Genomic DNA, 14,561 nt, shown 5'->3' with positions numbered 1-14,561 from the left:
TTCATTTTTTAGTGTAGTTTCATCGAGAATTACGACTGATTTATCGACCAAATTCCTTTTTCATGCTGTTTCATCGAGAATTACGATGGATTTATCGACCAATTTCTTTTTTCGTACCGCTTCATCGAGAATTACGCTGGATTTATCGACCAATTTCTTTTTTCGTACGACTTCATCGAGAATTACGCTGCATTTATCGACCAATTTCTTTTTTCATACTGTTTCATCGAGAATTATGTAGGATTTATCGATCAAATTCCATTCTAGTGCCGTTTCGACGAGATAAAACTAGGATTATCGAGCAAATTCAATTTTTAAACCACTTTCTTTGCGAATCAATATCAAACCACATCTCAACCGCGATCACATCAAAGTTTCAAAATATTATATTGATAATTTCATTCTAAACGAATTCTCTAAAATCAGGGAGAGTTTTTTCTATTAAAAGAAACATACTAACTTTACATACAACTAAATTATTTGGAGAAAATTCCCTGATGGGCTAGCGCATATTTTAAAGTAAAAAAAATCATAATACAAAATACAAACGGAGACATATCAATGGGTTATCCAAAGTTGGCACGGAGACCCGTGCGCCGGTGCAATTCCGGCTGACCCAACCATTACTATATTTCACAACAAGGAGATGACACAAAATGGCTAACAACAGCAACTCCAACCAAATTCTAGTAAACGGTGCAGAACAAGCAATTGATCAAATGAAATATGAAATTGCTCAAGAATTTGGAGTGAACCTTGGCGCAGAAACAACTTCTCGTGCTAACGGATCTGTTGGTGGAGAAATTACAAAGCGTTTAGTGCAAATGGCTGAACAACAGCTTGGCGGTTTCTCTCGCTAACACACAATTTCATACAAATGGAAAAGCCCTTGGTATAAAACCAGGGGCTGTTTATTTGCCAGCTTCTTTAAATCAATTTATCTTTAGACTATAAAACATTACGTTTCTTTTTATAAAATAATTTTATCATTAATTGTTTACCTAACTGATTATTTCTGAATTCAATAAAACAGGATATTATAATTTCTGAACTTCAAATCTCTTTCCGCAATGAGGGATTGTATCTATACTACGATTGGTGTCCTTCACGCTTTGACCTTATACCACAATTTCCAACGCCGAAGGGTACCTATACAACAATTGGTACGCTATGATATCCAACTTTTAACAACAAAGGTCACCAATAAAAAATTTGGTGACCTTTTACATAGCATGTACCATCTCTTGTTTATACTTTTCTTAGAGGTTTACCATTTTACTTGGAACAATCCATTCGTCGTATTGTTCCTCAGTAACGTAGCCTGTTTTGATGGCAGCTTCTTTTAATGTAGAGCCATCTTTAAATGCTAGTTTTGCAATTTCTGCAGCTTTTTCGTATCCAATGTATGGATTCAGCGCTGTTACAAGCATTAAAGAGCGATTTACGTTTTCTTCGATTACATCTGTATTAGGTTCTAGTCCTTGTACACAGTTAACGTCAAAGGAAATCATTCCATCAGCTAGTAAATGAACGGATTGCAAGAAATTATAAATAATCACAGGTTTATAGACATTAAGCTCAAAGTTACCTTGGCTAGCAGCAAATCCAATTGCAGCATCATTTCCGAATACTTGAACTGCCACCATTGTCAGTGCCTCGCTTTGAGTTGGATTTACTTTACCAGGCATAATGGAACTTCCAGGCTCATTTGCAGGGATGGTAATTTCGCCAATTCCACTTCTTGGACCACTAGCCAACCAGCGAACATCATTGGCAATTTTTGTTAAATCAGCAGCAAGTCCTTTAAGTGCACCGTGAGCATATACGATTTCATCATGGCTTGTTAATGCGTGATATTTATTATCGGAAGAAACAAAGGAATATCCTGTTTGTTCTCCAAGCTGAGCTGCAACCATGTCTCCGAATTTTGGATCAGCATTGATTCCTGTACCTACAGCCGTTCCACCAATTGCAAGGCTAAGCAAATGTTCTGCACTTTCTTTAATCATTTTTTCACTTTTATCAAGCATTGCACGCCAACCGCTAATTTCTTGTCCAAGTGTAATTGGCGTTGCATCTTGTAAATGAGTACGACCTATTTTAATAATGTTCATATAGGCTTCTTCTTTTTTAAGAAGGGTTTGTTTCAATTGATTAATTGCTGGCAATAGACGACTATGTATATCATGATATGCGGCTACATGCATAGCAGTTGGAAACGTATCGTTTGAGCTTTGTGACATGTTAATATCATCGTTCGGATGAATTTTTTCTTCGGAACCTTGTTCTTTTAAAAACTCATTTCCACGTCTTGCTACGACTTCATTCACATTCATGTTTGACTGTGTACCACTGCCTGTTTGCCATACGACAAGTGGAAAATGATCATTGAATTTTCCCTCTAAAACTTCATCACACGCTTGCGTAATTACCGCTGTTTTGGCATCTGATAATTTTCCAAGCTTGTTATTAGAAATAGCCGCTGCTTTCTTTAATTGTGCGAACGCCCTAATAACCTCGATTGGCATTTTCTCTCCGCCAATCTTAAAATTTTCTTTACTTCTTTGTGTTTGTGCTCCCCAATACTTATCTTGAGGTACTTTTATTTCACCGATTGTATCTTTCTCAATACGATAATCCATATGTATTGCCTCCTATTACTCTTTTTCACAATTTCTATTTTCTCATAATTCTTCCGAGTTTTCATCTTTATTACAATAATAAGAATAAGAAAAGCGTGAGCTACTTGCCCATCGATGTAAAAGCTTACAGGACGTGGAATACCTAAGGATTTGGCGATATTAGTGGATTTTTGTTTTTCGGGTAACTGCTATATAAGAACCACGAGTTTCCTAAAAAAATGAGAGGACGAAAAACTCCGTCCCCCCTAATGTCTATATTTGTTATAGATGTCTTTCAGTTTTTCTTCAAACTTTTTAAGATTACCTTTTCCTTTTTCAAGCTTTTCTTTCCATTTCTCTGCTTCTTTTATCATCTTTTCATCGAACTTATCAAATTTCTCTTTAATTGATATGTTATCTTGTTGTTGTTCCTGTAAATGTTGGTTTATTGATTTAGTTTCAAAACTCATTTTTTCTACATGTGGAAGTGCTCCGCTCATTATCGCACGAAAAACAGGTACTACTGTATCCCCACTTTTACCTTTTAAATAGTGGTTTCGATCAGTTATATCGTAACCTAACCATACGGCTCCGACCAGATTAGGAGTATAGCCAACGAACCATTGATCTTTTGTTCCTTCTTTTATGTCTTCATACGGAAGCTGTGTAGATCCAGTTTTTCCTGCAATCGTATATCCATTTATTTGTGCATTCCTCCCGGTTCCGGATTCTACGACGTTTAATAACATGGAAGTCATTTGTTCTGCTGTTTTCCGGTCTGTAACGCGGGTTTTCTTAGGTTTTACTTCTACTTCAAAGTTTCCAGTAGGTCCAACGATTTTCGTTATTATATGACTTTGCACCCTTTGGCCGCCGTTCGCAAAAACTGCATATGCTTCAGCCATTTGTTTAGGAGAATAACCTGATCTCGTTCCTCCGAGAGCTAAGCTTAGATTTTTGTCCTTGTCTTGAAGCGGAAGACCAAATCTAGTAACAGAGTCGATCCCCTTATTAAGACCAATTTCATTTAATAACCAAACTGCCGGTACGTTTAATGAGTCTTCTACCGCCTTATACATCGGAACTTCTCCAAGATACTGGTTATTATAGTTTTTAGGCTGATAGCCATCATAAGATAAATCTGCCTCATCTTTAAGTTTTGATTGTACAGTATACCCTGTTTCTAATGCTGGAATGTACACGGCTAATGGTTTCATTACAGATCCTGGTTGTGCTGTTAATTGTGTAGCGCGATTATAGGCACGGAATGTATGATCTCCTCTACCGCCCACAAGCGCTCTTAATCCTCCAGAACTTGGATCGAGCAACACTGCTCCACTTTGTGCCAATGTTCCATCGCTGCTCACTGGGAAAAGCGAATTATTCTCATAAACCTTTTCGAGTGAGGATTGAAGATTTTGATCCATTTCCGTATATATTTTGTATCCTTTTGTTAAAAGTTCATCTTGAGTGTATCCGTATAAATTGATTGCTTCATTAATAACCGCGTCTACATAATAAGGATATTTCCCTTTTAATGGGTCGCCTCCTTTATCGTTCAACACAATTTTTTCAGCGACAGCGTCTTGATATTGCTGATCTGAGATCATATTGTACTTTTTCATTTGTCCTAGTACAACATCACGACGTTTCATGGCTCCATCATAATTATTATTAGGATCCAGCGCAGTAGGGCGGTTAATAATCCCAGCAAGCGTTGCCGCTTCACTTAACGTAATATTCTCTACATCTTTCCCAAAATATTTTCTTGATGCATTTTGTACACCATATGCACCACTTCCGAAATACACTTGATTCATATACATTTCTAAAATCTCATCTTTTGAATATGTCTTTTCCATTTCAACCGCTAAAAACAGTTCTTCTAATTTTCTCTTGAACGTGCGTTCAGGTGACAATAGTGCAACCTTGGTCAATTGTTGGGTGATTGTACTTCCCCCTGCACTTATTCGTCCAGATTTTAGATTAAGGAAGACCGCCCTCATGATTCCTTGTACATCAAATCCTTTATGCTCTTTGAAACGGTGATCTTCAATGGCGATAATAGCATTCTGTAAATTAGATGGAACTTTGTCAATCGATACTCCTTCGATCCTATTAGCTGATATTTTACTTGCCTCGTCCTCATCTTTATCATAAATAACAGTCGATTGAGAAAGGCCTTCTTTTAATGATTCGACATTTGCTGCACTCGCTAAATAGGCAAAATAAGCAAGTCCAATCAATATAGATAATGATAAAAGCAAAATTATAATTTGATTAAGATGAGTTCTTCTCCAAAATCTCCTAATCGCCTCTTTTGCTAAAATAAAGTATTTCATCAAAAAGTCCCCACTTTCGCTGCTTAACAACTATTATATAATATACGATTGTTAAAAGACTAATTCCTTACCAAAAGTTCGATTTTTTCACAAAAAATAGTCTTAGTAATACCATAAAAATGGATTACTAAGACTATTTTACGTTTTAACATGCAACTAGGTTTCTTTTTTTAATTTAGCTATTTCATCGTCCATCGCTTTCAAATACATATACACAATTTGTTTCGTTTTGTCATTCGCCTCAATAACATCTAGATGCTGCATGCACTTTCGAACAAGTGGATGGGTTAATGGTTTCTTTACAGTCTCGCCTTTCATTTACTTCACCCCATTATCATAATTAATGTTTTGAAGCAATATCTATAAGTAGGGCGCAAACGGCCTGGATGTGAATAGTCATATTATGCACAAAATTTGTCTGAATTTTAGTAAAATAAAAGATAGAGTAAGAAATATGATAATTTATAGAATAATTATAAACTACATTTTCCAATAAGTGTATAGGTATATTTTCGGGCTTTTATATTATTTTCCCTGGAAAAAGTCCTATTTTTAGAATTATTTAAGTAAGAAAATACAAGTAATTCTTTACTATTTCAATAAATCGACGATAATAGAGAGAGATGACAAACAATTCTTTCATTTACAAATATTAGATTTCATTATACAACTAAATATACAGCTACATTTTTACCATTTGATAGATTTTTAGGAATAAATTGGTATAATAGAGTTGAGGTGAAGTGATGGATCAAATGAATTTAGATATTGTTTCTTTCATAGACTTTAGAAAAGAAGACATTTTTGACCGTTGGAAAGAAAAAATTGTTATACCTTCGGAAAATGATTATGAAAAAATATTTTTACAAGGACAGTTATTTCTAAAGATACTGGTGCATGCATTTTCTTTTAAAAAAAATGAACTAGATCAATATCTAAATAAAATTATCCTTGAAAATGCTGAAGTCTTAAATATCTATGAAATAACGAACATCAGCTACTTTATTTACAATGCAAATATTATAAAAAATGAAATGCTTATCGAATTATCCCAGTATCATAGTAATTGGGAGGAAATTCAGCCTATTTATTTAAAATTATCTGAAACAATCGATCGCTTTTTATTTTTCGTTACAAAAAATTACACCTCAAAAAAAGATCAACAAATTGAAGAAACAAATCCTTTAAACAAAGACAATCATGAAGAAAGATTAACATTATTAGGTCAGATGACTTCTAGCTTTGTTCATGAATTTAGAAATCCATTAACGACAATCCATGGTTTTGTGCAATTATTGCGTTCAGAAAATCCCGATCTTCCATACATGGATATCATTTTAAGCGAACTTGAACAATTAAAATTTAGGATTACTCAATTCTTGATGTTATCAAGAAAAGAAATGCTCAATCAAGAAATGGCTTTATTTTCATTAAATGACTTGCTTGATCAGATAGCTTCGTTTATCTATCCTCGACTTTTGGAAGCAAATGTTGAATTAGAAAGGGAGCTTGAAGAAAACTTGTTTGTGAGCGGATACATAGAGGAGATTAGACAGGTTTTAATTAATATTATTTTTAATGCAATCGATGTATTAACTGAACAAATGACTTCTTCCGTTATAAAAATTAAGGGTTTTATAACAGAAGATCGATCTATCGTATTAGAAACTTCAAATACAGGTCCAAAAATTCCCGAGCCATTATTAAATACTATTTTTGATCCATTTGTTACAACTAAAAAAACGGGTACTGGGCTTGGCCTTTATGTATGTAAAGAAATTATCGAAAAACATGAAGGACAATTATATTGTACTTCAGATGACGAGTGGACAACATTTACAATTAAGTTGCCGCCAGTAAAAAAGAAAGACTTAGAAACCAGAAAAGAATGAATACTTTTCTGGTTTTTTCATTTCTAGGGCTGGAGGGAAATGATTCCCACCAGCCCTATACCATTCTCCATATGGTGTTTTAATAAGGAACATTTTAGAACCAAGCTGCTCCCACGATGATTAATAGGATAAACAATACTACGATCAACGCGAAGCCACCAATGCCGTAGCCAAAGCCGCCTCCGTAGCCGCCATAGCCGCAACCGTAACCATAACCGCCCCATCCGAAGCCCATTCTGCCTCACCTCCTGATTCGGAATAAGTGAGTGAAATCACTCTTGCACAATAGTCTATTCAATAATGTAAAATGTGTATGGACGTTTTGAAAAAAAGTGGATTTTTTACTCATATCGGACTTTTCGTTATAATGTTATTTAGTGAAGTTATAGTTTGAGAGGGGTATCACCTTTATGAAATCATTAGTTTTAGCTGAAAAACCGAGTGTTGCACGTGACCTTGCTCGGGTTCTAGGATGTACAAATAAACACAAGCATTATATTGAAGGTCCTAAATATATCGTTACATGGGCTCTTGGGCACCTAATCGAATTAAAGATGCCTGAGGACTATGATCCAAAATATAAAACTTGGAATATGAATGACTTGCCAATCATTCCGAATAAAATGCAATTAAAAATTATAAGGCAGACATCGTCACAATTTAAAGGAATTGAACAACTTGCGAAACGGAACGATGTAAATGAGCTAATTATTGCTACAGATGCAGGGCGTGAAGGCGAACTCGTTGCAAGATGGATACTTGAAAAAATCCGTTGGAAAAAACCTGTTAAAAGACTTTGGATATCATCGCAAACAGATAAGGCTATAAAAGACGGTTTTAAGCAATTGAAACCTGCTAAACAATATGATGCTCTTTATGAATCGGCCGTTTGCAGAGCTGAAGCCGATTGGCTCATCGGTTTAAATGTCACAAGAGCCCTGACGACAAAATACGATGACCCTTTATCTGCTGGTCGGGTTCAAACCCCTACCCTTTCCATGATTTTTGATAGAGAAAAAGAAATTCAAGCGTTTGTTCCGCATGAATATTATACAATTCAAGCAAAAATTGGTCTCATGACAGCATCATGGCACCATAATAATGAAAAAAGATTATTTGATGAAAAGCAAGCACATGAAATTTTGGAAAAAGTTACTGATCAACCAGCAATTATTACATCAGTTGATAAAAAAGAAAAAAGCGAACAGCAGCCACTCCCTTATGATTTAACGGAACTGCAAAGAGATGCGAATAGAAGATTCAGCTTTTCAGCAAAAAAGACTTTAAATGTTCTTCAATCCTTATATGAACAGCATAAACTTGTAACATACCCAAGAACCGATTCTCGTTATTTAACTACAGATATGGAAAGTACGATGCGAGATCGTATTAGCGCACTTCAACATTCTTATAAAGAAGAATGCAAAGTGGCCCTTCAAAATAATGGTAAGGTAATGGCTAGAAAGGTGTTTAATAACGATAAAGTGACGGACCATCATGCAATTATCCCAACAGATGAACGGCCTGCACTAGCAAATTTATCAGTGGATGAGCGTAAATTATATGACATTATCGTTCGAAGGTTTTTGGCTTTATTTTATCCTGTATATCGATATGAAACGATCAAGGTATCCTTTAAAGTTGGAGATGAATCTTTTTCAGCATCCGAATCTAGCATTATTGAATTAGGATTTAAAACAGTTACCGGAAAAGGTGATGAAGAAACTTATATTGAACATCGTCTTGATAACATACGTGCTGGCCAAACATTCACGGTTAATAATATTCAAATGGACAAAAAATGGACTGAACCTCCATTGCGATATTCGGAAGCGGATTTACTGGCGAAGATGGAAAAATTCGGACTTGGAACACCTGCTACGAGAGCAGATATTATTGAAAAACTTCTCACGTCAGAAACGATCGATCGTGTGAACAACCGGCTGCATCCGACACCTAAAGGAAAACAATTGATTGAGCTTGTAAATAATGAGTTAAAGTCCACAGAACTTACTGCCAAATGGGAAGCAGAGTTAGAAGCGATTGCTAGAGGAAAAGGCAAATCAGAGTCCTTTTTACAAAATATTCGAAAACAGACTAATCTACTTGTTACGGAAATAAAGAATAGTGATAAAAAATATAAAGCCCATAATTTAACGGGTTCTAAATGTCCTGAATGCGGATCATTTATGAAAGAAACAAAAGGCCGTGATGGTCGAATGCTTGTTTGCTCGAACAAAGAATGCAATTTCCGGAAGCGAAAGGATCCTAAGATATCAAATAGAAGATGTCCTCAATGCCATAAGAAAATGGAAATTCATTCAGGGAAAGCCGGAACTTACTTTCAGTGCCGCAAATGCAATCTTGTTGAAAAAGCTGAACAAAAGAAAAAAGCCGTCAGCAAAAAAGAAGAACGGCAATTGCTTAAAAAATATTCAGGCGATGAAACGTTCGGCAACAGCTTGGCCGATGCTTTAAAGTCTGCCATGGAAGATAAGAAATAAGGAAAATAGCCAGATTCAAATGAGAATCTGGCTGATTCTATTTTGGTAAATGCTGCAGAAAATTCTGCCCTGCAAACCCCCTTACTTGTTCTGCGGAATAATATTTTAATAATTCATTTATTAAATTCTGATGTTTGGATGCATTTTCCAAATCCACGATATGTGTTTCTATCCCGTCAAAATCAGATCCAATTCCAATCCGCTTTACTCCTCCTAATGAACAAAAATGATCAATATGAAGAATTAAATCAGAAATATGTGCCGTCTCTTTTTCTGTTACAAATGGCGGATGATACACAACATGAATAAGTCCGTTATTCTGAAATAAGGCCACTGCTTGTTCATCAGATAAATTACGCGGATGATTACAAATTGCCTTGGAGTTGGAGTGGCTGGCAATTGGAAAATCAGCAAGCTCCATTACATCCCAAAATCCTTTTTCACTTAAATGGGAAACATCTGTTAACACTTTATGTTTATTATTAAATTTCACGATGTCCTTCCCTAGTGAAGTAAGGCCTGCACCTCTAGGTTCCCAAACTCCATCTGCAGCTAGATTGGCAAAGTTCCACGTCAAGCCAACAGAACGAACTCCCAAATGAAATAATATGCTTAATTTATGCAAATCATTTCCAATACAATCTACTCCTTCAAGTGAAAGCATTGCTCCAATCTCATGTGGTTTTAAAGAAGCAAAATCTTCCCAATTACGAATATGTACCATATCCGGATTATTTTCTAATACATGTGAATGAAAATAATCAATTTGATCAAGGGCTGCCTGAAACTGCTCCTCACTTTTAAGTTCAGGTGGTATAAAAATGGCAAAGCATTGGACCTTTACTTGCCCTTTCAGTAAGCGGTTTTTATTCGCATCTAGCTCAGGAGAATCATTAAATCTTAAGACGCCCTTACTCTCCCAAATTTTATATAGTACATCACAATGTAAATCAATAATATCCAATTCTTCCACCAGCTTTTCAAAAAAAATTGACTTCCAACAATATTCTACATCAACATTTTATTTCCTTCTTTTAAAACATTATGATTGTGTATCAAAATTCAAGATATGAATTACAATAACTTCTCTTTCAATTTGGTTGTGAATTACTAATTCAATATAGCCGTGAATCTCTCATAGAATACGATGAAAATTCACGTAATAATGGTATGATATATGGTGGAGGTTGTGAGGATGAAAATTTTATTAATGACTTATTCGGTTATTTTAAATGGTCTACTCGGTTTTGTTTGGATTATTTTTATTTCCAAATTATTGGAAGTATTCAATGCATCTGGTAAATCTTTTTGGATGGGATTTTTTATTACGATTGCCACTTTGCTTTTTCTTGATATTACAACAAGAGTGTTTGAATCGTTTGATAAAGATAAAAGACATCCTGTTAGAGTTGCAGGCTATGTTTCTTTCGGAATCGTTGTTCTTGTATCCATCGTAATTATAAAAACTTCATGAAAAGCTACCCTGGGATTTCCAGAGTAGCTTTTTATTAATGTCCTCTTACATTTGTAAATAGCCAGTTTCTTAATACGTCATTTTCGTATGTTGGTACCCAAGCGAAATGTCCGTTAATAGGAGTTGTTCCTCTAACATATTCTGAGTACAATGTATGGCTTCCATTTGCAATTGCAGTATTAAGCAGTTGTTGAGCAGCCGCATTTGCAGCATCCTTACTTAAATTACCTGCATATTCAGCTCTCACAACTTTTCCTCCAGCCCCTTCAATTGCATTGACCATGTTTCTTGAACCACTTACAGGAACGGTTGTATCATCTGCTGAATGTGCCACCCAGAGCGGAAGGTTCACTAAATTTCGGGCTAAATTCACATTACCTGTACCACAAACAGGAATGGCAGCTGCAAAAAGATCAGGATTGCTCTGTATAAGCGACCAAGTCCCCATACCACCCATTGAAATTCCAGTAATATAAATTCGATCAGGATCAATTGGATATTCATTTTTTAATGTTTCTATAAGATTAAGTAGAAGTTTTGAATTCGTCTGGCTTGTCCAGCTAGCACCAATAGCCGCCTGTGGTGCAGCCACATATGCAGAATTCATCGCCTGCTGATCTGGGTGAGCCCAGCTTATTGCCCCTCTATTTGCTAATAGCTGAACATCATTACTTACGCCTCTTTCACCTGCTCCATGGAGAAATAAGACTAATGGCTGCTTTTCTCCTGTATTTTCAGGTTCAAAAAGACGATAGTTTAAAAAGTTTCCATTCTCGTCTGTAATGACTTTTTCAGAAAAATCATCTACAACCAAATTAATTTCACCTGAATTTACAAGTACATTAGGCGTTGTCGGAACATTATTTCCAATCGCCGTCTTAATATCTTTCACTTGAGTGACAGTATATTCAAGGGAGAGCCTCGTATTAATTCCTGTCCGAATATCATAAAATAAGGTCCCAGCTATCGGATCATTTTTATCCAACTCAATGATAACGAAATTTCCATTTTTTCCTTGATCACTTAATTCTGGTGAAGTGTTTGCATATACTTTTGTTATATTTCTCATCGCAGCATTCTCTCCATGAAGTGCATTCACTTCAAATGTAGAGTTAGATAAAGAGTGAGTATTGATTTCTTTCTTGTAATTAATAGCGAGGGCAACTACCTTTTCACCTTCAGGCAAAACATCCGTAATTACATCTACTCTTTCAATTTGTCCAAAATTTGTTTTTGGCATAGAAGTTGCTTCACTTGAAGTAGTGATGATAAAGTTCATCATTAGTGCAAAAGCAAACAACAATAATGCCTTTTTAAGAATTCTCACTTTACTCATCCCTCATTTCATTTTAATGGAAATGCTAAATGTGAAAATATTAACTTGATGTACTTTTCATACTATACTAATTTTTCTGAAATTAAATCAGCCTATTTTCCTGTTTTTAAGGTATTTACTAGTAAAAAGTAACTATAATTTATAAGATACAATGAAAATCATTACACTATAGCCATTTTTTCTAAAACTACACGTTGTCCTATACAGATTGTATATACTTTCCATAACATAAGTTAGAACCTTTAAGGAGGTGCCATTATGAGCCACGAACATCACCATGGAATGAACTTTGCGTTAATTGTTGTTTTATTCATTCTGCTTATCATCGTTGGAACGGCATTTGTATACTAAGGTTCGAACCGGGGAAGGAGTGTCTTACGATGCTCCTTCTTTTTTTATTCATCTTTTACTAGAAATAGGGAAATGCTAAGAACTAAACGTACGCGCCTATTCAGCGACCACAAACTCAGGGCCTTGTCGAGGTGCTTGCGCCAAAGGAAATTACCTTTTATCCACAAAGTTTCAATCTATAAGTTCCTTGTAAGTTAATTAAAAAGTATAAGGTGTGGTAGAGAGATATGGAGCATTTTCCAATTATTCATACGAATTTTTGGGACGCAGTTATAGCAGTCCCATTAGTTGTTGTTGTTACGCAAATAATAAAGATCTTCCTTCGTGTACCTCGTTTTTTAGTACCTACGATAGCTACGATTCTCGGTCTTATTTTTTCTATCTTTATCGCTCATAAATATAATTTTTGGGCAGCTGTTTTCATGGGATTTTTCTATGGGAATGCTGCTGTTGGAGTATATGCTGGGTTGAAGACTTCGTTTATCGCTTATCGAAATTCAAAAAAAAAATAATGCATACCCGAGAAAGGGATGCATTATAAATTATTTTATATAAACTTTCTTTGCATATTTCTTCCGTCAAAACTAAATAACATCGGTCTACTTTCCACTACACTTTCAAGATGAACCGATCTTCCCCATAATTGATGAATGTATGGTAATACCTTCTCCAAGTATTTTAAATCAAGCTCGATTCCCTCATACCCATGTTTCAAATACAGTTCACCATTTTTCATATAATCCCCGTCATTCACCGAAATATATGGGAAACCTCCATTCACTCTCATGTTTACTAGCTGGTCTCTAACCTCAGTCCATTCTTTGTCGATGATTTTATAATCACGCCCTTGCTTTTGGAAAAGATACATATCTTCTCTTAAAACAAGATCCTTTGTCAGGTAATTTCGCAAAAAGGAAATATCAGATTCAATTTCTCGAACTTCAAATATTTTTTCCCTGCCTGAATTTGGTTCTACTCCATCCTTAATCATGTCTTCATCAGGATTATTCCATCTTTCTTCAATATCCTCAAATATTTTTAGGCCTAGATAATACGGATTTATATTTGTTCTGGATGGTTGAACGACCCCTGCATTTAATTTTGCAAATTCAATTGACTCATCGCTAGATAAATCCATCTCACGTAATATTCTCTGATGCCAATAGGATGCCCAGCCTTCATTCATTATTTTCGTTTCGAGTTGCGGCCAAAAATACAACATTTCTTCACGGATCATCGTCATAATATCTCTTTGCCAATCAGTAAGCTCTCTACTATATTCTTGAATAAAGAGCATGATGTCCTTTTCAGGTCTTGGAGGAAATGGTTTCTTCTTCTTTTTACGTTCCTTTTTATTCTCTTTTTTATCATCAAGTAACCACAAATCATCATATTCGGATACCGTAGCATCATCATCTTCCCATTCATCATCGTCGTCCAACGACCAATCTAATGTTGGTCTTAATAAGGAAGGGTCGATATGCTCCTCAATAGCAAGTACTGCATCTAAAAAACTTTCCACTTCTTGTTTTCCATGTTCTATTTCATATTGTCTGACACGTTCAGCTGTCGCTGCCATACTTTCCACCATATCTCTTTTCGTATTACGAAAACGCACATTATTTTTAAAAAAGTCGCAATGAGCAAGCACATGAGCTACAATCAGTTTGTTTTGAATAAGGGAATTTGAATCGAGAAGAAAGGCATAACAAGGATTGGAATTTATGACTAATTCATAAATTTTACTTAAACCAAAATCATAATGAAGCTTCATTTTGAAAAATTGTTTACCAAAGCTCCAGTGTGAAAAACGGGTCGGCATTCCATAAGCTCCGAACGTATAAATAATATCAGCAGGGCATATTTCATAACGCATTGGATAAAAATCTAAACCCATTCCCCTTGCAATTTCGGTAATTTCACTAATGGCATATTCCAACGCTTTCGAATCGGAATTCATTTTCAATACCCCCTTTTATCCACAATGTATGTAAAAAAATCAATCAAAATGTCAACATTTACACTGCAAACAACTTCCCTT

General features: G+C 35.4%; 12 protein-coding genes and 1 pseudogene. 6 read left to right on the top strand and 7 right to left on the bottom strand.

Annotated elements, in window-relative coordinates:
• Positions 1-656: 656 nt before the first annotated feature.
• Positions 657-860 carry an alpha/beta-type small acid-soluble spore protein gene (locus KHA97_RS00425; protein WP_213122835.1) on the top strand — a complete coding sequence of 68 codons (204 nt, stop codon included), beginning with the start codon at positions 657-659 and terminating at the stop codon, positions 858-860.
• Between the two features lie 399 nt (positions 861-1,259).
• Here KHA97_RS00425 and fumC read toward each other — a convergent pair whose 3' ends face one another.
• The 3 genes from fumC to KHA97_RS00410 all read right to left on the bottom strand — a co-directional run bounded on the left by fumC (position 1,260) and on the right by KHA97_RS00410 (position 5,281).
• Complete coding sequence (gene fumC / locus KHA97_RS00420; RefSeq protein ID WP_213122834.1) at positions 1,260-2,642, bottom strand: class II fumarate hydratase; 1,383 nt, start codon at positions 2,640-2,642, stop codon at positions 1,260-1,262.
• A 245-nt stretch (positions 2,643-2,887) separates the two neighbouring features.
• The gene (locus KHA97_RS00415; protein ID WP_213122833.1) at positions 2,888-4,963 is read right to left on the bottom strand and encodes a transglycosylase domain-containing protein; all 2,076 of its coding nucleotides are present in this window, start codon (positions 4,961-4,963) and stop codon (positions 2,888-2,890) included.
• 156 nt (positions 4,964-5,119) lie between these two features.
• Positions 5,120-5,281 carry a hypothetical protein gene (locus KHA97_RS00410; protein ID WP_213122831.1) on the bottom strand — a complete coding sequence of 54 codons (162 nt, stop codon included), beginning with the start codon at positions 5,279-5,281 and terminating at the stop codon, positions 5,120-5,122.
• Positions 5,282-5,709: 428 nt separating this feature from the next.
• Between KHA97_RS00410 and KHA97_RS00405 the strand changes: the two genes are divergently transcribed.
• The gene (locus tag KHA97_RS00405; RefSeq protein WP_213122830.1) at positions 5,710-6,855 is read left to right on the top strand and encodes a sensor histidine kinase; all 1,146 of its coding nucleotides are present in this window, start codon (positions 5,710-5,712) and stop codon (positions 6,853-6,855) included.
• Positions 6,856-6,949: 94 nt separating this feature from the next.
• Here the strand turns inward: KHA97_RS00405 and KHA97_RS24550 are convergent.
• Positions 6,950-7,027 (bottom strand): annotated as a pseudogene (locus tag KHA97_RS24550) (YjcZ family sporulation protein); the annotation flags it as partial.
• Positions 7,028-7,265: 238 nt separating this feature from the next.
• Between KHA97_RS24550 and KHA97_RS00395 the strand changes: the two are divergent.
• Positions 7,266-9,359, top strand: coding sequence for a DNA topoisomerase III (locus tag KHA97_RS00395; protein WP_213122828.1), 2,094 nt, complete (start codon positions 7,266-7,268; stop codon positions 9,357-9,359).
• A gap of 37 nt (positions 9,360-9,396) precedes the next feature.
• Here KHA97_RS00395 and KHA97_RS00390 read toward each other — a convergent pair whose 3' ends face one another.
• Positions 9,397-10,323, bottom strand: coding sequence for a dipeptidase (locus KHA97_RS00390; RefSeq protein ID WP_213122827.1), 927 nt, complete (start codon positions 10,321-10,323; stop codon positions 9,397-9,399).
• Positions 10,324-10,554: 231 nt separating this feature from the next.
• On the opposite strand from KHA97_RS00390, the gene KHA97_RS00385 reads away from it, so the two are divergent.
• Positions 10,555-10,833: a hypothetical protein gene (locus KHA97_RS00385; protein WP_213122826.1), complete on the top strand. Its 279-nt coding sequence runs from the start codon at positions 10,555-10,557 to the stop codon at positions 10,831-10,833.
• A gap of 34 nt (positions 10,834-10,867) precedes the next feature.
• On the opposite strand, the gene KHA97_RS00380 is transcribed toward KHA97_RS00385, so the two are convergent.
• On the bottom strand, positions 10,868-12,160 hold the full coding sequence (locus KHA97_RS00380) for a prolyl oligopeptidase family serine peptidase (RefSeq protein WP_213122825.1): 1,293 nt from the start codon (positions 12,158-12,160) through the stop codon (positions 10,868-10,870).
• A 267-nt stretch (positions 12,161-12,427) separates the two neighbouring features.
• On the opposite strand from KHA97_RS00380, the gene KHA97_RS00375 reads away from it, so the two are divergent.
• Entirely contained in the window at positions 12,428-12,520 is a 93-nt protein-coding gene (locus KHA97_RS00375) for a YjcZ family sporulation protein (protein WP_213122824.1), read from the top strand.
• Positions 12,521-12,747: 227 nt separating this feature from the next.
• Positions 12,748-13,032 (top strand): hypothetical protein, encoded by a 285-nt coding sequence (locus KHA97_RS00370; RefSeq protein ID WP_213122823.1) that lies wholly within the window; start codon positions 12,748-12,750, stop codon positions 13,030-13,032.
• Between the two features lie 35 nt (positions 13,033-13,067).
• On the opposite strand, the gene KHA97_RS00365 is transcribed toward KHA97_RS00370, so the two are convergent.
• The gene (locus tag KHA97_RS00365) at positions 13,068-14,480 is read right to left on the bottom strand and encodes a SpoVR family protein (protein ID WP_213122822.1); all 1,413 of its coding nucleotides are present in this window, start codon (positions 14,478-14,480) and stop codon (positions 13,068-13,070) included.
• Positions 14,481-14,561: the final 81 nt, after the last annotated feature.

The organism is Lederbergia citri, assembly GCF_018343625.1.
Classification (GTDB): domain Bacteria; phylum Bacillota; class Bacilli; order Bacillales; family Bacillaceae_C; genus Lederbergia; species Lederbergia citri.
This window is presented reverse-complemented; position numbering and strand designations above follow the sequence as displayed.